The organism is Microbacterium sp. Se5.02b, assembly GCF_019464375.1.
Lineage (GTDB): Bacteria > Actinomycetota > Actinomycetes > Actinomycetales > Microbacteriaceae > Microbacterium.
Genome location: NZ_CP080491.1, coordinates 2163794 through 2186525, shown reverse-complemented (window position 1 = coordinate 2186525; position 22732 = coordinate 2163794). Strand labels below are relative to the sequence as shown.

General features: G+C 67.9%; 17 protein-coding genes and 2 pseudogenes. 13 read left to right on the top strand and 6 right to left on the bottom strand.

What is annotated here, in order from left to right:
* Positions 1 to 3 precede the first annotated feature (3 nt).
* Positions 4 to 1474, bottom strand: a pseudogene (locus K1X59_RS10830) (leucyl aminopeptidase).
* Positions 1475 to 1587: 113 nt separating this feature from the next.
* Here K1X59_RS10830 and K1X59_RS10825 point away from each other — a divergent pair.
* From K1X59_RS10825 to K1X59_RS10815, 3 genes are all read left to right on the top strand, one after another.
* Entirely contained in the window at positions 1588 to 2529 is a 942-nt protein-coding gene (locus K1X59_RS10825) for a proteasome assembly chaperone family protein (protein ID WP_183150124.1), read from the top strand.
* 168 nt (positions 2530 to 2697) lie between these two features.
* Entirely contained in the window at positions 2698 to 3936 is a 1239-nt protein-coding gene (locus K1X59_RS10820) for an RNA polymerase sigma factor (RefSeq protein ID WP_244631897.1), read from the top strand.
* Entirely contained in the window at positions 3936 to 4628 is a 693-nt protein-coding gene (locus tag K1X59_RS10815) for a coenzyme F420-0:L-glutamate ligase (protein ID WP_183150123.1), read from the top strand. Before K1X59_RS10820 ends, K1X59_RS10815 begins: the two co-directional genes overlap by 1 nt.
* Before the next feature lie 62 nt (positions 4629 to 4690).
* On the opposite strand, the gene K1X59_RS10810 is transcribed toward K1X59_RS10815, so the two are convergent.
* Positions 4691 to 5707 (bottom strand): sugar-transfer associated ATP-grasp domain-containing protein, encoded by a 1017-nt coding sequence (locus K1X59_RS10810; RefSeq protein WP_183150122.1) that lies wholly within the window; start codon positions 5705 to 5707, stop codon positions 4691 to 4693.
* Between the two features lie 80 nt (positions 5708 to 5787).
* On the opposite strand from K1X59_RS10810, the gene K1X59_RS10805 reads away from it, so the two are divergent.
* Both K1X59_RS10805 and K1X59_RS10800 read left to right on the top strand, forming a co-directional pair.
* Positions 5788 to 6492 (top strand): alanine racemase, encoded by a 705-nt coding sequence (locus K1X59_RS10805; RefSeq protein WP_244631895.1) that lies wholly within the window; start codon positions 5788 to 5790, stop codon positions 6490 to 6492.
* A complete protein-coding gene (locus K1X59_RS10800; protein ID WP_220173398.1) occupies positions 6489 to 7529 on the top strand; it encodes an alanine racemase in 1041 nt (346 codons plus the stop codon). Before K1X59_RS10805 ends, K1X59_RS10800 begins: the two co-directional genes overlap by 4 nt.
* An 18-nt stretch (positions 7530 to 7547) precedes the next feature.
* On the opposite strand, the gene K1X59_RS10795 is transcribed toward K1X59_RS10800, so the two are convergent.
* Entirely contained in the window at positions 7548 to 7766 is a 219-nt protein-coding gene (locus K1X59_RS10795) for a hypothetical protein (protein ID WP_183150121.1), read from the bottom strand.
* Positions 7767 to 7946: 180 nt separating this feature from the next.
* Between K1X59_RS10795 and K1X59_RS10790 the strand changes: the two genes are divergently transcribed.
* A complete protein-coding gene (locus K1X59_RS10790; RefSeq protein ID WP_183150120.1) occupies positions 7947 to 10073 on the top strand; it encodes a type IIA DNA topoisomerase subunit B in 2127 nt (708 codons plus the stop codon).
* A gap of 72 nt (positions 10074 to 10145) precedes the next feature.
* Here K1X59_RS10790 and K1X59_RS10785 read toward each other — a convergent pair.
* Positions 10146 to 12586, bottom strand: a pseudogene (locus K1X59_RS10785) (DNA topoisomerase (ATP-hydrolyzing) subunit A).
* 44 nt (positions 12587 to 12630) lie between these two features.
* Between K1X59_RS10785 and K1X59_RS10780 the strand changes: the two are divergent.
* The gene (locus K1X59_RS10780; protein WP_258566796.1) at positions 12631 to 13752 is read left to right on the top strand and encodes an alkaline phosphatase family protein; all 1122 of its coding nucleotides are present in this window, start codon (positions 12631 to 12633) and stop codon (positions 13750 to 13752) included.
* Between the two features lie 3 nt (positions 13753 to 13755).
* On the opposite strand, the gene sepH is transcribed toward K1X59_RS10780, so the two are convergent.
* Positions 13756 to 14796 carry a septation protein SepH gene (gene sepH / locus K1X59_RS10775; RefSeq protein WP_183150119.1) on the bottom strand — a complete coding sequence of 347 codons (1041 nt, stop codon included), beginning with the start codon at positions 14794 to 14796 and terminating at the stop codon, positions 13756 to 13758.
* A 198-nt stretch (positions 14797 to 14994) separates the two neighbouring features.
* On the opposite strand from sepH, the gene K1X59_RS10770 reads away from it, so the two are divergent.
* Entirely contained in the window at positions 14995 to 15288 is a 294-nt protein-coding gene (locus tag K1X59_RS10770; protein ID WP_046747247.1) for a DUF4193 domain-containing protein, read from the top strand.
* A 76-nt stretch (positions 15289 to 15364) separates the two neighbouring features.
* Here the strand turns inward: K1X59_RS10770 and K1X59_RS10765 are convergent, their stop codons facing one another.
* The gene (locus K1X59_RS10765; RefSeq protein ID WP_183152810.1) at positions 15365 to 15829 is read right to left on the bottom strand and encodes a DUF3093 domain-containing protein; all 465 of its coding nucleotides are present in this window, start codon (positions 15827 to 15829) and stop codon (positions 15365 to 15367) included.
* Positions 15830 to 15841: 12 nt separating this feature from the next.
* Here K1X59_RS10765 and dut point away from each other — a divergent pair, with 12 nt between their 5' ends.
* The 5 genes from dut (at position 15842) to dxs (ending at position 22712) form a co-directional block, all read left to right on the top strand.
* Positions 15842 to 16315, top strand: coding sequence for a dUTP diphosphatase (dut, locus tag K1X59_RS10760; protein WP_183150118.1), 474 nt, complete (start codon positions 15842 to 15844; stop codon positions 16313 to 16315).
* Positions 16308 to 16895, top strand: coding sequence for a DUF3710 domain-containing protein (locus K1X59_RS10755; RefSeq protein ID WP_183150117.1), 588 nt, complete (start codon positions 16308 to 16310; stop codon positions 16893 to 16895). Before dut ends, K1X59_RS10755 begins: the two co-directional genes overlap by 8 nt.
* Positions 16892 to 17626, top strand: a complete 735-nt coding sequence (locus tag K1X59_RS10750; protein WP_183150116.1) for a DUF3159 domain-containing protein — start codon at positions 16892 to 16894, stop codon at positions 17624 to 17626. Before K1X59_RS10755 ends, K1X59_RS10750 begins: the two co-directional genes overlap by 4 nt.
* Positions 17627 to 17779: 153 nt before the next feature.
* On the top strand, positions 17780 to 20614 hold the full coding sequence (gene acnA / locus K1X59_RS10745) for an aconitate hydratase AcnA (protein WP_396652537.1): 2835 nt from the start codon (positions 17780 to 17782) through the stop codon (positions 20612 to 20614).
* 157 nt (positions 20615 to 20771) lie between these two features.
* Positions 20772 to 22712, top strand: coding sequence for a 1-deoxy-D-xylulose-5-phosphate synthase (gene dxs, locus K1X59_RS10740; protein ID WP_183150114.1), 1941 nt, complete (start codon positions 20772 to 20774; stop codon positions 22710 to 22712).
* The last annotated feature ends 20 nt before the right edge of the window (positions 22713 to 22732 follow it).

Genomic DNA, 22732 nt, shown 5'->3' with positions numbered 1-22732 from the left:
GTGTCATGCCTCCGTGTGGGATGCGTCGGCGAAGGCGACGATCGATCGGACCATCGCCCCCGTTGGGCCCTTCTCAGTGAAGCCGTACGCTGCGCCGGCGTGCTCGCCGGAGCCCGCGATGTCGAGATGCACCCAGGGGATGCGGGGGGCGTCGTCGGCATCCGATGTACGACCGACGAAGCGGCGGAGGAACAGCCCGGCGAAAGACGCGCCGCCCATCCGATCTCCCATGTTCGCGTTCTGCAGATCGGCGATGGGTGATTCGAGCGACTCCTCCATGTAGGCGGGGAGGGGCATGTGCCAGGCAGGCTCATCCACCTGTTCAGCGGCGGCGAGGAACTCCGCGACCGTGTCGTCGTCGCCGAAGACACCCGTATGCCGGTGGCCGAGCGCCGCGACGATCGCGCCGGTGAGCGTGGCGACGTCGATGATGACGTCAGGGTGCTCGCGGCTCGCCGCCACGAGTCCGTCCGCGAGTACGAGGCGGCCCTCGGCGTCGGTGTTCTGGACCTCCACGGTCGTGCCGTCCAGGATGCGGATGACGTCGCCAGGGCGCAGAGCGCGGCCGGACGGCATGTTGTCGGTGATGCACAGCCACGCGGTCACGTGCACGGGGAGACCCAGCGTCGCGATCGCTCGCAGGGCCGCGAGAGAGGTCGCGGCTCCCGCCATGTCGAACTTCATGCCCACCATCGACGCCGCCGGCTTCAGCGACAACCCGCCGGTGTCGAACGTGATGCCCTTGCCGACCAGAGCGATGTGACGCGTGGCGTCGGCGGGGAGTAGTCGAGGCGCACGAGTCGAGGTGGCCGGTCCGAGCCTTGGCCGACACCCAGGATGCCGCCGAAGCCCTGGTCGGCGAGCGCCTTCTCATCGAGGATGTCGACGGTGACGTCGAGGTCGGCGACACTCTCGGCTGCGCTCTGCGCGAGCTGGGCCGGACTCTGCCACTCGGCTGGGACGTTCACCAGGTCCTGATGAGCCCCACCGCGTCGCCGATCACCTGCGCGCGCGCAGCACCTTCGTCGGTGAGCGCGGCGTGGATCGTGACCGCGGTCGCGCGCGTCTTGCCCTTCTCGGAGCGGTAGCCGTCGAAGCGGTGGCCGCCGAGCACGGCGCCTTCCGCGGCCGCGTCGGCGAACGTCTCGAGACCGTCGGCGAGGCCGAGCGCGATGTGGTCGAATCCGGTGAGCGAGCGAAGGGCCGCACCCGCCGCACGGCGCACCGCGCCGGCATCCGGTGTGTCGCCGGCGCCCACGACGGCGAAAGGCACCGGAGAGACATCGGGAAGATGGACCCGCGCGAAGGATCCGGCTGAGCCGGTGAAGCCGATCCCGGCCAGCATGTCGGCGAGGCCGGGGTACGAGGCGAGCGATTCCGCCGACTCGGGAAGAGCCGAGACGACGAGCACTGCGGCATCTGCAGCGCTTCCGGGGAACTGATCGGTGGTGTGCGAGAGCACGGGAAGCGTCATGCCTCCATCCTAGGATCACCGTCCGAGCGCGGACGTACGCCCGCGGCCCGCGTGTTCGCTCTCAGCGAGACGGGCCGGGGCCCGGCGCGGAGACGTGCTCGTAGCATGGAGTCATGCCCTTCTCCGGTGAGATCCACGAACGCGTCGCGAATGCGCCGACGGTGCCGCATGGCCTGCCCCTTGTGCTTCTCCTGACAGGTTTCACCGACGCCGGCAGCGCCGTGTCCGGACTGATCGATCATCTGCGCGAGACGGCGTCGCCGGAACCGGTCGTCATCTTCGACAACGACGCGCTCCTGGACTATCGAGCCCGCCGCCCGGTGATCGCGTTCGATCAGGACCACCTCACCGAGTTCCGTCCGCCGCGCCTCGAACTCTCCCTCGCGACGGACGCCCTCGGACGCCCGTTCCTCCTTCTGGCCGGGTACGAGCCGGACTTCGCCTGGAACGGCTTCGCGAGCACGGTGCTCGACCTCGCGGCGGAGTTCGAGGTGTCCGGTCTGCACTGGGTGCACTCGATCGCCATGCCCGTGCCGCACACCCGGCCGATCGGCACGACGGTGAGCGGCAACCGTCGCGAGCTGACGGTCGCTCATTCGGTGTGGCGCCCGCGCACCCAGGTCCCTGCGACGGCGGGGCACCTGCTGGAGTTCCGGTTCGTCGAGCGCGGAGAACGCGCGGTCGGCTTCGTGCTGCTCGTTCCGCATTACCTGGCGGAGACCGAGAACCCGGAGGCTGTGATCGCCGCGGCGGAGCGTCTGATGGCGTCGACCGGTCTCGTGCTGATGCTCGACGCCGTACAGGAACGCCGAGAGGACTATCTGGCGCGCGTCGACGAACAGGTCGCCGGTAACGACGAGCTCCAGCAGATGGTGCACAACCTCGAGCGTCGCTATGACGCGTACATGGCGGGGCGGAATCCGGACGACGACACCTACGACGAGGGCGGGTTCAGCGAACGGGACCTGCCGAGTGCAGACGAACTGGCGGCCGAGTTGGAGCGCTATCTGGCCTCTCGTCCTTCCGGTGACGAAGACAAGCCGGGCCGCGGCTGACTCCGATCGGAGAGAACTTCGCCGGAATGCGTCCGCATCGCCACACGTGTGCGATACTAGGACTCCGACCCGTTGTCAATCAGTGTTTTCGAGCACTGGACTTGACAAGGGTCTTACTAGTGTCCGAAATGTCCCGGGGCTACACAGCAGCCCCGTGAAAGGCGAAACGTGACTCCTGCCACGACGAAGAACACCCGGACGAAGAAGGCTGCCGAAGAGACGACCGCCGACGCTCCGGTCGAGACCGATGCGCCAGAGAAGCCTGCGCCTCTGAGCGCGGCGAAGCGTGCTGCCGCGAAGCGCGCCCCCGTCAAGAAGAAGAAGTCCGAGGACGTCGTCGAAGAAGACGAGGCTCCCGCAGCTGCTGCTGTCGAGGACGACGAAGACGAAGACGCCAAGCCAAAGTTCACCGAGCCGCTGCCGACCGGCGCCATCGTCATCTCGTCGAACGACGACGAAGACGTCCCGGTCTACTCCACGCAGATCACCGGCGCCACGGCCGATCCGGTCAAGGACTACCTGAAGCAGATCGGCAAGGTCGCACTGCTGAACGCGGCCGAAGAGGTCGAGCTCGCGATGCGCATCGAGGCCGGACTGTTCGCCGAGGAGAAGCTCTCCGCGATGTCGGCTGCGGAGAAGACGAGCCAGCTCGGTCTCGATCTGCAGTGGGTGGCGCGCGACGGACAGCGGGCGAAGAGCCACCTGCTCGGTGCGAACCTGCGTCTCGTCGTCTCGCTCGCCAAGCGCTACACGGGCCGCGGCATGCAGTTCCTGGACCTGATCCAGGAGGGCAACCTCGGCCTCATCCGCGCCGTCGAGAAGTTCGACTACACCAAGGGCTTCAAGTTCTCGACGTACGCCACCTGGTGGATCCGTCAGGCGATCACCCGCGCGATGGCCGACCAGGCGCGCACGATCCGCATCCCGGTGCACATGGTCGAGGTCATCAACAAGCTCGCCCGCGTGCAGCGGCAGATGCTGCAGGACCTCGGTCGCGAACCCACTCCGGAAGAGCTCAGCCGCGAGCTGGACATGACCCCGGAGAAGGTCGTCGAGGTGCAGAAGTACGGCCGCGAGCCGATCTCGCTGCACACGCCGCTCGGTGAAGACGGAGACAGCGAGTTCGGTGACCTCATCGAGGACACCGAGGCCGTCGTCCCGGCAGACGCCGTGGGCTTCACGATGCTGCAGCGTCAGCTCGAGCAGCTGCTCGACTCGCTGTCGGAGCGCGAGGCCGGCGTGATCCGCATGCGCTTCGGCCTCGGCGACGGTCAGCCGAAGACGCTCGACCAGATCGGCGACACGTTCGGCGTGACGCGCGAGCGCATCCGTCAGGTCGAGTCCAAGACGATGGCGAAGCTGCGACACCCGAGCCGTTCGCAGTCGCTGCGGGACTACCTCGAGTGATGCAGGCGAACGACGGCAAGGCGCTCGAGACGAGCGTCGACGGAAAGAGCTATGCGCGCATCCCGCTGCGCACCCGCGTGGTCATGCCGGACGACGACCTCGATGCCATCATCACCGAGTACGCGAAGGATGCGGTACAGCCGGGCGACCTGTTGTTCGTGACCGAGAAGATCGTGGCGATCACGCAGGGCCGCTCCTACCGCCTCGACGAGATCAAGCCGCGCAAGCTCGCCCTCTTCCTGTCGAAGTACGTCACCCGCACGCCGTACGGCATCGGACTCGGCATGCCGGAGACGATGGAGATGGCGCTGCGGGAGTGCGGCACTCCGCGGATCCTGTTCGCATCGGCCGTGGCCGCGGTGACCAAGGCATTCGGCCGACGCGGTGACTTCTACCGCATCGCCGGCGACAAGGCGAGGGCGATCGACGGTCCCACCAAGCACACCATCCCTCCGTACAACGAGGCTGTCGTGCTCGGGCCCAAGGATCCGGATGGCGTCGCTGCCCGCGTGAAGGCTCTCATCGGCGGCCAGGCGGAGGTCGCCGTCGTCGACATCAACGACCTGGGCGGCAACATCCTCGGTTCGACACTCGACAAGGCCGGCGAGAATCGGCTCGTCAAGATCCTCGGCGACAACCCGCTCGGCCAGGGCCTGGAGTCCACGCCGCTCGGCATCGTCCGCGCGATCTGAGAACTCCCGTCATGACGAAGGCCCCGGATGCTCGGCATCCGGGGCCTTTCGCCTTCGCGGCCTCAGAAGCCGATGACCTCGCGATAGCGCGGCTTGTGACCGGTGCGGATGCCCGTGACACTCGGCTTGTTCTCATAGACGCCCGCGCCCCAGTTGCCCTCCACGAGCACCGGGCCGTCTGGGGATACGACGATGTCCCAGCCGACGTACTGCACCTGGGGGACGACGCGGGCGACCTCGTCGATGAATGCGCGCACCTGGTCCATGTACGGCAGTTGGAAGTCCGCGATGCGGAAACCCGAGTCGGGGTGCGTCTCGTGCACATGGCCGTGCGAGTCGTACCCGGCGCCGACCGCATGGCCGTTCTCGTCGAGCATGGTGTAGAAGCCGCCGAAGGTCATCTGGTCGCTCACCGCGCCACGGCCGAACTTCTGGGCCATCGCGAGGATGTGCGCCTTCTCGCCATCGAAGAACGCGGTGATCCTGGTCGTGTTCACGGTCCCGGGGCACACGGCCGCGAGAGCGTCGTGCTGACGGATCACCTCTTCGATGAGGAGCTCGCCGCGCTCGAGGAGGCCACGGTGGAAAGCATCCCAGTCATCGATGTCGGCGGCGTGGTAGCGGTGCACGCCGGTGCCCGCCTGGCCGACCGGTTCCTTGGTGACGATCGTGCCGAGGCGCTGCGTGAGCTCGCGGACGGCATCGGCGTTGCCCGCTTCCACGACCAGCCATTCGCGCCGCAGGAACGGCGAGAACTGCTTGTCGAACTCGACCTTGTCCTGGAAGATCCAGCGATAGTCGGGGTGGTCGTACCGCTGTGAGAGCTGGTTGGAGACCGGGTGGGTCATGTACGTCTCGCGCTCGGCCTTCGTCAGCATCGCGAAGTCGTAGTCGATGTAGTCCTGGAACCCGACGTTGTGACGCGCGGCAGACCACAGCATGTCGACGACGATCGCGGGAACCGCCTTGTGGTGCTGCTCGGACGCCTCTTTGGCGCGTTCCACCACCGATCCGACATCGATGCGGCGGGCACGTCCCAGCAGGTAGCGGATGCGGGGCGCGAGGGAAAGACGAGACATGAGGCTCCAGGGTCGGGGTCCTCACCAGTCTACGGGGGCACGGACGCTCGACCTGGGAGCCGGAAGCTAGGCTGGAGAACGTGTGTGAGACGACCTCCAGCGCCCTGCCGCTCGCGATGATCTCCCGGTCGGCCCTGGCATCCGCGGCCTCCGTCGCCGTGGCCGCCGGAGGTCGCACGGCAGATCTCCGGCGTGATGCGTGGGGCCACGGACTCCTCGCTGTGGCACATGCCGTCACGGCGGCGGGCGCGGAGAAGGTGCTCGTCGATGCGCCCGGAGAAGTCGAAGCGCTCCGCCTGGAAGGCATCCTCGGGGTCACGTCGGCAGAGCCGGACATCGATTCGACGCTGCTCTACGGTCTGCCCGATGCGACGGGAGCCCTCGCGACGCGCCCCGTGATGCGCCTGACCGGCCGCGTCATGTCCACCAAGAAGCTCCACCCCGGTGACGCCGTCTCCTATGGGTACACGTTCCGGGCCGAGGTCGCCACCACCGTCGCGCTCGTGACCGGAGGATATGCCCAAGGCATCGTGCGAGCGCTCGGGAACCGCGCCGATGTCGAGGTCGATGGAACGGCACATCCGATCATCGGGCGCGTGGCGATGGATGTCTGCGTCGTGGACCTGCAGGGCGACGACGCCGCGGTCGGAGACGAGGTCACCTACTTCGGCGGCACGGGTCCGGTTGCCGCGGGAATCGCACGATGGGCGGAGATCACCGGTTTGGAATCCTCGGAGCTCGTCACCGTCTCGGGGGCCCACGCGGTGCGGGGGTGGGAGGCGTGACGCGTCCGGAGCTGCGACTGCGCAGCAGCATCCTCCGTGCCAACATCGTCGCCGTGCGCGAACGGGTGTCGCCTTCGGCCCTCATGATCGTCCTGAAAGACGACGCCTACGGACACGGGCTCGCCTGGGCGGTCGAGAACGCTCTGCGCGTGGGCGTCGACTGGTTCGGCAGCTACGACATCCGCGGCGGGATCGTCACCCGTCAACTCGTCGGCGGTGAAGCCAGGATCTTCGCCTGGGCCACCTCGACCGACACCGAGATCGACGATGCGCTGCTGCAGGACATCGACCTCGGAGTCGGGACCGTGGAGTATCTGCGGCGGATCGTCGCCCGTGCCTCCGTCCTCGGCGCGCGTGCCCGCGTTCACCTCAAGATCGATACGGGACTGCACCGCAACGGTGTGCTGGCGGAGGACTGGGCATCGGCGATCGCGGAGACGCGCGCAGCGGAACAAGCGGGCCTCGTGGAGCTCGTCGGCGTGTGGAGCCACATCGCCGAGGCGAGCGATGCCGAGGACGACGAAGCGCAGGCGATCTTCCTCGACGCGGTCCGTGTCGCGGAGCAATCCGGCACCGCGCCGTCGGCTCTGCACCTGACCGCCTCAGCAGCATCGTGGTGGCGTCCGGAGCTGAGGGGCACGGTCTCGCGGATCGGCGCCTTCTGTTACGGCATCCGCTCTGCCGAGGGGCCCGACCTCGACGGCGTGACGCCCGCCGCGCAGCTGGTCGCCACCGTCACCGAGACGCGAGAGGAGGCGGTGACGATCGACATCGGCAGCTTCGACGGTCTCCCCTCGACGCTCGCCGGAGTGACCGTCGGAACGCCCGCCGGGGGGCGAACCCTCCTGCGGGTGAACCGCACATCGTCCGTGGTGGACGCCTGGACCGGCGCTCGCGTCGGAGAAGAGGTCGTGCTGTTCGGCCCTGGAACCTCGGGGGAGCGTTCGGCGACTGCTCTCGCCGAACACATCGACACGGTCGGCGAAGAGATCCTCACCAGACTGACGTCGCGGGTGCGCCGAGTGGTCATCGACTGACCAGCGGCGCCCTCGCGATCAGGGGGTGTCGATCAGACGCGCGGTCTCGTCGTGCCAGCTGGTGGCGACGCTGCGGAGCTTCTCTTCGTACTTGCGTCCGTGGTGGGCGCAGAACAGGAGTTCGGATCCGTTGACCTCCGCGGCGATGTACGCCTGAGCGCCGCAGGAATCGCAGCGATCCATGGCCGTCAGACGGAACTCGACGGTGGAGGTGTCACGTTCGGTCGTTGCATTCATCTCGGCGCCTCCTCGGGTGTCGGCTTCGCGGGGGATTTGGTCAATACAACCATGCTGTGCCTGTGTGCATGCCCGGTTTGCGGCGTGTTTCGCTCAGCGCGTACGGGCAGGCACCCGGCTGATGCCGTCCGGGGAGTGTCTGCGGCCGGAGTCGGGGTGGCGAGAATAGACTCGGAGATTGTGAATGCCGAGTATTCCGCCCATCATCTCCAGGTCCTCGAGGGACTCGAAGCTGTCCGCAAGCGCCCCGGGATGTACATCGGGTCGAACGGCTCGCCGGGACTCATGCACTGCCTGTGGGAGATCATCGACAACGCCGTCGACGAGGCCGTGGCCGGCAACGGCTCGAAGATCGACGTCATCCTGCATGCCGACGGCAGCGTCGAGGTGCACGACCGCGGGCGCGGCATCCCGGTCGACGTCGAGCCGCGCACCGGCCTGACGGGCGTCGAGGTCGTCTACACCAAGCTGCATGCCGGCGGAAAGTTCGGCGGCGGATCCTACGCGGCCTCCGGCGGTCTGCACGGCGTCGGCGCCTCCGTCGTCAACGCGCTCTCCGAGCGGCTGGATGTCGAGGTGGATCGCGGCGGCAAGACCTACGCGATGTCGTTCCACCGTGGGGAGCCCGGCATCTTCACGGACTCCGGCGAGAAGCGCCCCGATGCGCCGTTCACGCCGTTCGAGGAGAACAGCGAGCTCCGCGTGATCGGGAAGACCCCGCGCGGGGTGACCGGCACGCGCGTGCGCTACTGGGCGGATCGGCAGATCTTCACCAAGGATGCCGCTTTCCAACTGGGCGACCTCGAGACGAGGGCGCGCCAGACCGCGTTCCTCGTTCCCGGGCTCGAGATCGTCGTGCGGGACGAGCGGACCGACCGCACGGCGGATGTCGCCGGTGACGCCGAGGACATCACCGCTCAGACCGGTGTCGTCGAGACCTCGTACCTCTACGAGGGCGGGATCTCCGAGTTCGTCGACTACCTCGCCATCGACCCGCCGGTGACCGACACCTGGCGCATCCAGGGCGAGGGCACCTTCAAGGAGACCGTCCCGGTGCTGCAGGCGGACGGGCACATGGTCGCGACCGAGGTGGAGCGCGTGTGTGCCGTCGACCTCGCGATGCGCTGGGGCACCGGCTACGACACCCGCGTCCGATCGTTCGTGAACATCATCGCGACTCCCAAGGGGGGAACGCACCAGCAGGGCTTCGAGCAGGAGCTCCTCAAGGTGCTCCGCACGCAGGTCGAGCAGAACGCGCGCCGGCTCAAGGTGGGCAACGACAAGCTCGAGAAGGACGACGTCCTCGCCGGGCTCACGGCGGTGCTCACGGTCAACGTGCCAGAGCCGCAGTTCGAAGGCCAGACCAAGGAGGTTCTCGGGACCCCGGCGGTGCGGCAGATCGTGGCGCAGGTGATCCGCAAGGACCTGGCGCAGCGTTTCGGGTCGACCAAGCGCGACGACAAGAATCAGGCGTCACAGCTTCTCGACAAGATCGTCTCCGAGATGAAGGCGCGTGTGTCCGCGCGCGCACACAAGGAGACGCAGCGCAGGAAGAACGCCCTCGAGTCCTCGACTCTCCCGACGAAGCTCGTCGACTGCCGCACGAACGAGGTCGAGCGCAGTGAGCTCTTCATCGTCGAGGGAGACTCGGCGCTCGGCACGGCGAAGAACGCGCGAAACAGCGAGTTCCAGGCCCTGCTGCCGATCCGCGGCAAGATCCTCAACGTGCAGAAGGCGTCGGTCGGCGACATGCTGTCGAACGCCGAGTGCGCGTCGATCATCCAGGTGATCGGGGCGGGCTCCGGTCGCACGTTCGACATCGGCGCCGCGCGGTACGGGAAGATCATCCTGATGAGCGATGCCGACGTCGACGGCGCACACATCCGCACGCTGCTGCTCACACTGTTCTTCCGCTACATGCGCCCGCTGATCGAAGACGGTCGCGTGTTCGCCGCTGTTCCGCCGCTGCACCGGATCATCGTGATGAACCCCGGCTCCAAGCCGAACGAGACGATCTACACGTACAGCGAGCAGGAGATGCATGCCCTGCTGGCGAAGCTCCGCAAGGCGGGCAAGCGCTGGCACGAACCGATCCAGCGCTACAAGGGTCTCGGCGAGATGGACGCCGAGCAGCTGGCGAACACGACGATGGACCGCTCCGGACGCCTTCTGCGTCGTGTGCGGATGGAGGATGCCGAGGCCGCGGGTCGCGTCTTCGAACTGCTCATGGGCAATGAGGTAGCCCCGCGTCGGGAGTTCATCATCGACTCGTCGGATCGACTGTCGCGCGAGTCGATCGACGCCTGAGTCGGCCGGACGGATGAGAAGAGGGACCAGGTCGCCCTGGTCCCTCTTCTCATCCGAGTCGCCGGTGGGGCGTCAGACGAGGGTCCGGCCGATGCTGCCGATCACGCCGTCGATCGGCTGGCCCGAGGCATCTCGGCGAGCGCCCGTCTCCGGCAGCTTGCGCACTGCTCCCGTCGGGTCGACGGCCTGGGGCGGGCTCGCTCCGACCCAGGCGACCGTGAGGCGGTCTTCGCCCTTCAGGAAGGCATGTGCGCGCACGCCACCCGTGGCGCGGCCCTTCGCGGGATACTCCGCGAAGGACGACACCTTCGCGCGGCCGGGGTCCGTTCCGGGGAGGATGCTCTCGCCGCCGGACACGGTGGCCACGACGGCGTCCGTCGTCGGGTCGACGGCGCCGAAGAAGAGGACCGACGCCCCGGAGCCGAGCTTCACGCCGGCCATGCCGCCAGCCGGGGCACCCTGCGGACGAACCGTCGATGCGGGGAAGCGGAGCAGTTGGGCGTCGGTGGTGACGAAGACGAGTTCGGTGTCGTCCGAGGCCTCGGCCGCACCGACGACGGTATCGCCCGGCTTCATCCCGATGACCTCGAGGTCGGGTCGCACGGGCAGCGAGGAAGGCACGATGCGCTTGACCGTCCCCTGCGCGGTTCCGAGCGCGATCGGGGTATCGCTGTCGAAGCGGACGAACCCGAGGACCTTCTCACCCTTGGTCGTGATGCCGAGATAGTCGCGCAGCGGCGTGCCAGCGGCGAGCTGCACCGATGTCGACGGCACGGACGGCAGGTCGACCGGAGAGAAGCGCACGACACGACCCAGACTCGTCACCGCACCGATCTCCGCGCGGACCGTCGTCTCGATCGTGGTGAGGATGGCGTCGTGCTTGCTTCGCCGTGCAGGGACGCCGAGTTCTTGACCCTCGCCGAGGTCGACCCGCACGGCGCGACCGGTGGTCGACAGCACGAGCACGGTGGGGGCGTCGGCGATCTGCAGGTCGACGGCACCCTTCGTGGCCCGCGGCTTGGGGGCGCCGCGTTCATCAAGAGGGTTCGACGAGGCGTGCCATAGGCGTCGGCGGCGGCATCGAGCTCGCGCGCGACGACGGCGCGCAGCAGCACCGGACTCCCGAGGAGTTCTCGCAGCGACGCGATCTCCGCCAGCAACGCGTCGCGTTCGGTCTCGAGTTCGATGCGCGAGAACTTGGTCAGACGACGCAGGCGCAGCTCGAGGATGTACTCGGCCTGCAGCTCGCTGAGATCGAAGACGGAGCGAAGCCGCGTCCTGGCCTGCTCCGAGTCGTCGGAGGAGCGGATCACCTGGATGACCTCGTCGATGTCGAGGATCGCGATGAGCAGTCCCTCGACGAGGTGCAGGCGCTCTTCGCGTCGCGCGAGGCGATAGCGACTGCGACGCGTGATGACCTCGAGGCGGTGCCCGACGTAGACGCTCAGCATCTCTTTGAGGCCGAGAGTGCGCGGCTGGCCGTCGACGAGCGCGACGTTGTTGATGCTGAAGGAGTCCTCCAGCGGGGTCAGACGGTAGAGCTGCTCCAGGACGGCATTCGGGTCGAAACCGGTCTTGACCCCGATCGCCACGCGCAGCCCGTGGTTGCGGTCGGTCAGGTCGGTGACGTCGCTGATGCCCTGCAGCTTCTTGGCCTGCACGGCGTCGCGGATCTTCTCGATCAGTCGTTCGGGTCCCACCATGTAGGGGAGTTCGGAGACGATGATGCCGGTGCGTCGAGGGCCGAGCGGCTCGATCGAGGTCTTGCCGCGGACCTTGAGAGCGCCTCGGCCGTTCGTGTATGCGTCTTTGACCCCGTCGAGCCCCATCAGGATCCCGCCGGAGGGGAAGTCGGGTCCCGGGACGAACTCCATCAACTCCTCGGTGGTCGCGTCCGGGTTCTCGAGCAGGTGGGTGGCAGCGGCGACGACCTCGATGAGGTTGTGCGGGGCCATGTTGGTCGCCATGCCGACGGCGATGCCGCTGGCGCCGTTCACGAGCAGATTGGGGAACGCCGCGGGGAGCACCGCGGGCTGCTGGAACTGCCCGTCGTAGTTCGGGATGAAGTCGACGACGTCTTCGTCGAGATTCTCGGTGAGTGCGAGGGCAGCGGCGGCGAGACGAGCCTCGGTGTATCGGGCGGCGGCAGGCCCGTCGTCGAGCGAGCCGAAGTTGCCGTGGCCGTCGACGAGGGGCACGCGCAGAGCCCACTCCTGTGCCAGACGCACCAGGGCGTCGTAGATCGCCGAGTCGCCGTGCGGATGCAGCTTCCCCATCACCTCGCCGACGACACGGGCGCTCTTGACGTGTCCGCGGTCGGGGCGCAGGCCCATCTCGGCCATCTGGTAGAGGATGCGCCGCTGCACCGGCTTGAGGCCGTCACGGGCATCGGGCAGGGCCCGTGAGTAGATCACCGAGTACGCGTACTCGAGGAACGAACCCTGCATCTCCGAGGAGAGGTCGATGTCCTGGATGCGCTCCTCGACGGGCTCGGGCGGCGGCGTTTTCGGCATGGACTTCCTGAAGGCGTACGGGAGCCTGTGTCAGACTGGCTCGGATGTCCCTCATGCTACCGTCCGAGTCGCCGAGCGTTCGGAGCGTCGTCGGGGTGGCGGCGGACCTGTCATCCGCGCTCCGCGGTGAATCCGCTGCGCTCCCGCGCGTGGATGCGGCTGTCCTCGTCGTGATCGACGGACTCGGTGCGATCAGCCTGCGCAGTCATGCCGGACATGCGCGCGCTCTGACAGCCGGGATGGCGAAGAAGGACGTCGCCCGAACCGTGTTCCCTTCCACGACGGCAGCGGCGCTCACGAGTATCGTCACGGGTGTGTGGCCCGGCGAACACGGACTGGTGGGCTATCGTGTGCGGGATGCGAGCCGCGACATCCTCGTCAACCAGCTCAGCGGCTGGGAGACGGACGGCATCGACCCGCTCACCTGGCAGGCGGCAGAGACGATCTTCGAACGCGCGGGTCGCGACGGGCACCCGAGCTTCGCGGTCGGATTCGGCGGCTACGCGCACAGCGGGTTCACCAAGGCGACCCTCCGAGGGGCGGAGTTCGTCGCAGCGACGACGGCTGCCTCGCGCATCGAAGCCGCGTACGCACTCGCCCAGGGGAGTGCGGGTTCACTCGTCTACTGCTACCTGCCTGAGGTCGACAAAGCCGGTCACAAGTACGGCATCGCCTCGCGCGAATGGGTCGCCGCGCTCGAGGACATCGACGCCGCACTCTCGGCACGCGTGCCTCCCGGAGTCGGCGTACTCGTCACATCGGATCACGGGATGGTCGATGTGCCGGTGAACCGCCAGGTCGTGCTCGACGCAGAGCATCTCGCCGGGGTGCGCCACATCGGCGGCGAGCCTCGGATGCTCCACGTTTATCTCGAACCCGACGCCGACTCCGCCGCGGTGACTGCGCGTTGGAGAGCCGATCTCGAGGGTGTGGCCGACGTGATCACTCGCGAAGAGGCCGTTCAGCTCGGACTGTTCGGACCGACGGTGACTGAGGCGGCCGCGTCGCGGATCGGCGACCTGCTGGCGATCGCACGCGGCGCATGGGCCATCTACGACGGTACGGCTGCGGACCAGCGAGGGCGCGGAATGATCGGCCAGCACGGCGCTCTCACGCCGGAGGAGCGGAACGTGCCGCTGCTGCGCCTGGGGGCGTTCGCGCGCTGACCGTCACTCGTCGGTGCGTGCCCCGAAGACGATCTCGTCCCATGAGGGCATCGCGTTGCGTCGACGTCGCCGACCGCTGGAGTCGCCCGTCTCGGAGGGTGATGGCTGAGAGGTCTGCGTCGGCTCCGGTTCGTCCTGCTGCTGCTCGAGCGCATCGAAAAGCGCGATCGGGTCGGAGTGATCGTCGTCTTCGGTGTCTTCGAGAACGGGCGCCGTCTCGCGCTGACCGCGCCGGCGACGGAGCGCCTCGAGCAGATCGGCGGTCTCCGGGTTGGTGCTCTGCGCCGAGGGTGCGCGTTTGATCGCCGCATCCTGCGCGGCGACGTCGGAGCGCGCCGGAAGGGCGGGGTCCTCGAGCTCCGCCTCGGGTGCCGGGAGCAGGCGGGGGCCGAACGCCCCGGAGTCGAAGCGGCTCTCATCCTTGTAGGGAGACGTGGCACGGTCGGCCTCGACGGCCCGGAGGCGGGGGATGAGGCCCTCGGGAAGGGAGCCTTGACGTGAGAGCTGGGTGGCATCCGCGTTCAACGGCGAGAGGGCGCTGCGACGCGGGTCGAAGCTCCAGCGCGCATCGTGCTCGACGTCGTTGGCGGTGAACTCGAGCTTGACCGTCCAGCCCGCGTCTCCCTTCCAGCTGGCCCAGCGTTCCGCGGTGGCCGCGACCTCATCGAGCTTCGCGCGGACGGCGGCGCCGAAGGTGGGCTGGGCGTCGGGCTCGACCTCGCTGCCGATGAGGACGGGGACCGCGAGGGCCTGACCGATGATGTGCTCCCGCTCGGCGAGGACCGGGCCCTCGAACCGTGCGACGTCGTCGACGCTGATGCCGAGGAGTTCGGCGACCTCCGGAGCCGTGAGACCGGCGCGGATCTGCGCCTGGATGTCGCGGGGACTCGCGGCGAGCTTCTGGGCGGTGGGCTCGGACTGGCGCGTGGCGCGACGGATCTCCCGCTGCAGCATGTCGTCGATGGGCAGCGCGAACCGCTCGCCCGACTCGGTCGCGAGTACGAGGACTCCTGCTTCAGTGCCGACGATGGTGACGTTTTCCATGCGAATGCCCCTCTGATGGGTGTCCGTTCATGGTGTCACGCGACGAGCGCAGCGGCGGGGAATACCCTGGGCGTGCCGTGAGTTTGCTCTGTCGCACGGACCCGCATTTGCGTTATGCCTTTGCGTCGTGCAAACTATGGCCGCCGAATACCCGACGGCGCACCACCCACTCGCACCATGAAAGTGGAGATCTACCGCATGGCAACCGATTACGACGCCCCCCGAAAGAGCGAAGACGACTCCGAGTCGATCGAAGCCCTCAAGGAGCGTGTGCCGGACAAGAACTCCGGCTCAAGCGGGGACGAAGACTCCGACAACCCGTCGAGCTTCGACCTTCCGGGTGCCGACCTTTCCGATCTCGAGCTCGATGTCGTCGTGCTGCCTGCGCAGCAGGACGAGTTCACGTGCATGAGCTGCTTCCTCGTGAAGCACCGCTCGCAGCTCGACCACGAGGGCGCATCCGGGCCCATCTGCAAGGAGTGCGCTGCCTAGCAGTCCTCCGAGCGACGTCTCACGCGCCCCCGACCCTCCGGTCAGGGGCGCGCTGTCGTTCCCGGGCGCGTTTCCGTCAGGCGCGGGCGGCCCGGATAGCCGCAGCCAGGCGATCGGGCGTGCGGCTGGAGATCGTCCAGGCGACGACGGGATCGTCCGCATCGATGTTCGGCACGATGACGATGCCGTCGATGCCGCCGCGGATCAGGTGCCAGCCACGGGCCGGGAGATCGGGACCGCGCGCCTGTCTGGCCTCTTCTCCGGTCAACGCCACCGGTTCACCGAGGAATCGCGCGTCGATGTGCGCGCGTCCGACGCGGAGCACCGTGCCCTCCACGGCGACGACGGGCGTCGCGAGCACGAACCCGAGCACGAGGAGCGCGGAGACCACCGCTCCCAGCACGAGCGCGAACGTCGAACCGATGGGGACGAAGACGAGTGACACCATCGGTCCGGCAACCGCGACGGTGACGAGAAGCCACAGGCTCGGGGAGAGCCGTTCGCGATAGCGGGTACGTGCGTCTGTGGCGGGGTTCTGCATTAGCCTCATGGGGTGACCGATTCCGTTGATGTCCCCATTATCGCCGCAGTCACTCCCGGGTACGCGCATCCGGGAGACGCCGGTGCAGATCTGGTCTCGGCCGAGGCCGTGCATCTCGAGCCGGGGGAGCGGGCTCTGGTCGCGACGGGCGTGCGCATCGCGCTCCCGGACGGGTACGCCGCCTTCGTGGTGCCGCGGAGCGGTCTCGCCGCGAAGCACGGCATCTCGATCGTCAACTCGCCCGGCACCGTCGACGCCGGATACCGCGGTGAGATCAAGGTGAGTCTGATCAACACCGATACCCGCAGCGCGTACGATGTGGCGGTCGGCGATCGCATCGCGCAGCTGATCATCATGCCGGTGACGCGTGCCACGTTCCTCCCGGTCGATGAGCTGCCAGACAGCATCCGCGGCGACGGGGGATTCGGTTCCACCGGATACCAGGCGGCGCTCCACCAGAACGAAGCAGGACAAGCCAATGACTGACAACAACGACACCCCTTCGAAGTCGGCGCCCGAGAACCGCGCCACCGATGGGCCCTTCGACGACTCCGAGGCGAACCCGGTCCGGCCGTACATCGATCTCGGGGGGATCAAGATCCTTCCGCGTGAAGGCCTGAACCTGCGACTCGAGGTGGAGGAGCAGACCAAGCGCATCGTGGCCGTCGGCCTGGACTACGCCGACTCCTCGTTGCAGGTGCAGCCGTTCGCGGCGCCGCGATCGGGCGGTCTCTGGGATGAGACCCGCGTGCAGCTGCGCGATCAGGTGAAGGCGCAGGGCGGCCGCGTCGAGGAGCGCGACGGTCCGCTGGGCAAGGAGCTGCTCGCCGAGGTCCCTGCGACCGCGAGCGAGGGTTCGGGTCTGCGTCTCGCGCGCTTCATCGGCATCGACGGGCCGCGGTGGTTCCTGCGTGGGGTCATCGGCGGCGCCGGCGCGTCGGATCCGGAGGCCGGGGCCAAGGTCGAGGACCTGTTCCGATCGATCGTCGTCGTGCGCGGTGGTTCTCCCATGCCGCCGCGCGACCTGATCCCGCTGAAGATGCCGGCGACACCGGGCTCGGCGTGAGCACGCCGGAACACGAGCCGGAGCGCGAGAAGCGCACCTCGGAACTCCTCGGGGAGGCGCTCGGCAGTGCGGCTCGCCGTGCCGGACTCGACCCGGCGGAGAGCGCCAGCACCCACAAGGTCGTGTGGTCGGCCATCGGCGGGGTTCGCGGCATCCTCGAATCGGTGCTGCCCAGTCTCGCCTTCGTCGTCATCTTCACGATCCGCCCCGAGCCGCTGATCCTCTCGCTGGGGATATCCGTCGGCCTCGCCGCGATCTTCACGATCGTGCGTCTGCTGCAGAAGTCCCCGCCGTCCGCCGCCATCGGCGGGCTGGTCGCCGCGGTGGCTGCGGCCGGACTGGCACTGTGGACGGGGCGCGGCGCCGACAACTTCGTCCCCGGCCTGATCACGAACGCCGTGTACGGCTCGGTCATCCTGGTGTCGGCCCTGATCGGATGGTCGCTGATCGGCCTCGCCGTCGGGTTCCTGATGGGGGAGGGCACTGCCTGGCGGAACGATCGGCGCAAACGTCGCGCGTACTTCTGGCTCGGCATCGCATGGGCCGCGCTGTTCTTCGCGCGGCTCGCGGTGCAGCTGCCGCTCTACCTCGCGGGTGACGTCACGGCGCTCGGCACGCTCAAGCTCATCATGGGGCTGCCGCTGTTCGCGCCCCTCATCGCCGTCACCTGGCTGGTCGTCCGGGCTCTCCATCCTCGGGGGCCGTCGCGCGAGGATACCGCCGAGGCATGATAGATTTATCTTGACATCAAGATAAATCGCAGGCTTTCGCCGGCGGGCCGCGCGGAGCAGACTGGTTAGGTCCGCCTTGCTAGCCGCAGGAGCTCGCTGGCGAGCAAGATGGAGGCGCCTGTCGCTCCCATCCGAATAGAAGGAGACGGATTCGTGTCCACGGTGAACAGCTTCGGTGCCAAGAGCACCCTGACAGTCGGCAGCACCGACTACGAGATCTTCCGCATCGACACGGTGCCCGGTTTCGAGAAGCTCCCCTTCAGTCTCAAGGTCCTCCTGGAGAACCTGCTTCGCACCGAGGACGGCGCGAATGTGACGAAGGCGCAGATCGAGGCGCTGGGGTCGTGGGATGCCGCGGCAGAGCCCAACACCGAGATCCAGTTCACGCCGGCCCGCGTGGTCATGCAGGACTTCACCGGTGTGCCCTGCATCGTCGACCTCGCCACCATGCGCGAGGCCGTGACGGCGCTCGGCGGAGACGCGAACAAGATCAACCCGCTCTCGCCCGCCGAGATGGTCATCGACCACTCCGTGATCGCCGACCTGTTCGGCTCCGAGAACGCCCTCGAGCGCAATGTCGAGATCGAGTACGAGCGCAACGGCGAGCGCTACCAGTTCCTTCGCTGGGGGCAGACCGCGTTCAGCGACTTCAAGGTCGTCCCGCCTGGAACCGGCATCGTCCACCAGGTGAACATCGAGCACCTCGCGAAGGTCATCTACGACCGGGACGTCGACGGCGTGCTCCGCGCATACCCCGACACCTGCGTCGGCACCGACTCGCACACCACCATGGTCAACGGCCTCGGCGTGCTGGGTTGGGGCGTCGGCGGCATCGAGGCGGAGGCGGCCATGCTCGGCCAGCCCGTGTCGATGCTCATCCCGCGCGTCGTCGGCTTCAAGCTGTCGGGTGAGATCCCCGCCGGCGTCACTGCCACCGACGTCGTGCTCACGATCACCGACCTGCTGCGCAAGCACGGCGTGGTCGGCAAGTTCGTCGAGTTCTACGGTGAGGGCGTGGCATCCGTGCCGCTCGCGAACCGCGCCACGATCGGCAACATGTCGCCCGAGTTCGGCTCCACGGCCGCGATCTTCCCGATCGACGACGTCACCCTCGACTACCTGCGCCTCACCGGCCGCAGCGAGGAGGCCGTCGCACTGGTCGAGGCGTACGCCAAGGAGCAGAAGCTCTGGCACGACGCCTCGCACGAGCCGACCTTCAGCGAGTACCTCGAGCTCGACCTCGGCACGGTCGTGCCGTCGATCGCCGGCCCGAAGCGCCCGCAGGACCGCATCCTCCTCTCCGAGGCGAAGACGCAGTTCGAGCAGGACATCCTGAGCTATGCGACGCCCTCGACGAGCGACGACATCGTCGACCTCGAGTCGAAGCACTCGTTCCCGGCGTCCGACCCGGGACAGGTCCCCGGCGAAGAGGAGCCGACGACGCGCCCCGTGCACATCAGCAGCGGTGCGCCGACGAACGCCTCCAACCCGGTTCCCGTCACCACGCCGTCGGGGGAGAAGTACATCCTCGACAACGGAGCCGTCACCCTCGCCGCGATCACCTCGTGCACCAACACGTCGAACCCGTCGGTCATGATCGCGGCCGGTCTCGTCGCGCGCAAGGCGCTCGAGAAGGGCCTGAAGCAGAAGCCGTGGGTCAAGACGACTCTCGGCCCCGGCTCGAAGGTCGTCACCGACTACTACGAGAAGTCCGGTCTGGACAAGGACCTCGAGGGCCTCGGCTTCTACACCGTCGGCTACGGGTGCACGATCTGCATCGGCAACTCGGGCCCGCTGATCGAAGAGGTGTCGGAGGCGATCAACTCGCACGACCTCGCCGTCACCGCCGTGCTCTCGGGCAACCGCAACTTCGAGGGTCGCATCAGCCCCGACGTGAAGATGAACTACCTCGCCAGCCCGCCGCTGGTCATCGCGTATGCGCTGGCCGGGTCGATGCACTTCGACTTCGAGAACGACGCGCTCGGCAAGGGCAGCGACGGACAGGACGTCTTCCTGAAGGACATCTGGCCGACGCCCGATGAGGTGCAGGAGATCGTCGACTCGTCGATCTCGCGCGACCAGTTCATCAAGCAGTACGCGACGGTGTTCGACGGCGACGAGCGCTGGCGCAACCTGCCGACGCCGGACGACGACACGTTCCAGTGGGACGAGAACTCGACCTACGTCCGCAAGGCGCCGTACTTCGACGGCATGACGATGGAGCTCACCCCGGTGAAGGACATCGAGGGTGCTCGTGTCATGGCGACGCTCGGCGACTCGGTCACGACCGACCACATCTCGCCGGCCGGAAACATCAAGCCGGGCACGCCGGCGGCGCAGTACCTCACCGAGCACGGCGTCGACCGCAAGGACTTCAACTCCTTCGGTTCGCGTCGTGGCAACCACGAGGTCATGATCCGCGGGACGTTCGCGAACATCCGTCTGAAGAACCTCATGGTCTCGGCCGTCAACGACGGACAGGTCGTCGAGGGTGGATTCACGCGCGACTTCACGCAGCCCGGCGGCCCGCAGTCGTACATCTACGACGCGAGCATGAACTACCAGGAGCAGGGTACCCCTCTCGTCATCTTCGGCGGCAAGGAGTACGGCTCCGGCTCGTCGCGCGACTGGGCGGCCAAGGGCACGAGCCTGCTGGGCGTCAAGGCCGTCATCACCGAGAGCTTCGAGCGCATCCACCGCTCGAACCTGATCGGCATGGGCGTCGTCCCGCTGCAGTTCCCTGCCGGCGAGAGCTGGGAGTCGCTCGGACTCGACGGTACCGAGATCGTCTCGATCTCGGGTCTGGAAGAGCTCAACAACGGCGTCACGCCCAAGACGGTCAAGGTCACGGCCACCCCGAGCGAGCACTCGCCCGAGGGCAAGCAGACCGTGGAGTTCGACGCGGTCGTCCGCATCGACACCCCCGGTGAGGCCGACTACTACCGCAACGGCGGCATCCTGCAGTACGTGCTGCGTTCGCTGGTCTGATCGCACAGACGAAAGGGGCTCGGGTCTTCGGACACGAGCCCCTTCCGCCTGTCAAGGGGGTGTCTGTGCAGCGTGCTCTGCGGAGCCCGCGGGGTAGGATCGAGAGGCGCCCGCACCCCCGTCGGGTGCTTCCGGCGGAGCCTGTGAGGAGGCGCAGATGACCATTCTTCCGAGCATCTCAGGACCCCGTGATCTGGACGCCCTCTCGGCCGACCAACTGGAGCAGCTCGCTGCAGAGATCCGAGAGTTCCTCGTCGACAACGTCTCCCGGACGGGAGGCCACCTCGGTCCGAACCTCGGAGTGGTCGAGCTGACCATCGCGCTGCACCGGGTCTTCTCCTCCCCGGACGATCCCTTCATCTTCGACACCGGTCACCAGTCCTACGTGCACAAGCTGCTCACCGGGCGCCAGGACTTCTCCGCCCTGCGGGTGCGTGGCGGTCTCGCCGGGTATCCGCAACGCGGGGAGAGCGCCCATGACGTCGTGGAGTCCTCCCACGCCTCGAGTTCGCTCAGCTGGGCCGACGGCATCTCCCGGGCGCTCACCGCGACCGGTCGGGCGGATCGGCATGTCGTCGCGGTCGTGGGCGACGGTGCGCTCACGGGCGGCATGACGTGGGAGGCGCTGAACAACATCTCCGACGACAACGACCGCAATCTCGTGATCGTGGTCAATGACAACGGACGCTCGTACGCGCCGACGATCGGCGGCATGTCGCGGTACCTGAACCGGGTGCGCACCGCCGCCGCATACAAAGACCTGCACCAGCGCTCCGACCGCCTGTTCCGCGCCTTCGGCCCGGTCGGCCGAGCGGTGTTCCGCGGCGTCCGCGGGGGAACGCACGGTTTCCTGTCGCGGTTCACGAACAACGAGGCGCTGTACTCCAACCTCGACATCAAGTACCTGGGTCCGGTCGACGGGCACGACCTCCCGGCACTGCTCGAGACCCTCGAGCTGGCGAAGTCGTATGGTGCTCCGGTGATCGTGCACGCGATCACCGAGAAGGGGCGCGGTTACCAACCGGCACGCGATGACGAAGCCGACCAGTTCCACGCCGTAGGGAAGATCGACCCGACGACCGGAGAGACACTGTCGTCCGGCGGCCGAGGATGGACCGATGTGTTCTCCGATGCGCTCGTGTCGGTGGGCGAGCAGCGCAGCGATGTGATCGCGATGACGGCCGCCATGCTGCGGCCGACAGGTCTCGCTCCGTTCGCGGAGCGGTTCCCCGATCGGGTGTACGACGTCGGCATCGCCGAGCAGCATGCGGTCGCCTCTGCGGCCGGACTCGCTTTCGGCGGGCTGCACCCGGTGGTCGCGCTCTACGCGACATTCATGGGGCGCGCGTTCGATCAGGTGCTGATGGACGTGGCTCTGCACCGCGCCGGCGTCACCTTCGTGCTCGACCGCGCAGGGGTGACCGGCCCGGACGGCCCCAGCCACCACGGCATGTGGGACCTCGCCATGCTCCAGATCGTCCCGCACATCCGCATCGCCGCCCCGCGAGACGGCGCCCGGCTGACGGAGGCCCTGAACGAGGCCGTCGAGGTCGACGACGCCCCCACGGTCATCCGCTTCCCCAAGGGCGAGGTCGCGCAGGATCTTCCGGCGATCGAGCGCCTGCGTGACGGCGTCGACGTGCTGGCCCGCGGCGAGAGCGAAGACGTCCTGATCGTGGCGATCGGTCCCTTCGCGGAACTCGCGTTGGACGTCGCCGATCGTCTGCGCGCGCAGGGGATCGGGGCGACCGTCATCGACCCGCGCTGGGCTATCCCGGTGCAGCCGTCCATCGTCGAGCTCGCCGGGCACCACCGCCTCGTCATCACGCTCGAAGACGGCATCCGCGTCGGCGGCATCGGCACCCGGGTCCGCCAGGCCCTCCGAGAGGCCGGCATCGACACGGCGGTCGACGAGCTCGGCCTGCCCGACGAGTTCATCGACCATGCGAGCCGCGACCAGATCCTCGCCGATGCGGGACTCACACCGTCGAAGATCGCGCAGGACATCGTCGCCCAGGTTCTCGGAACCCGCATCCCGAAGGCCCGCCACGCGGGGGAGACGGGCGCGATCGACCTTCCGCTGCACGAGCGGCACTGAGCCGAGCGGCCCGAGCCGAC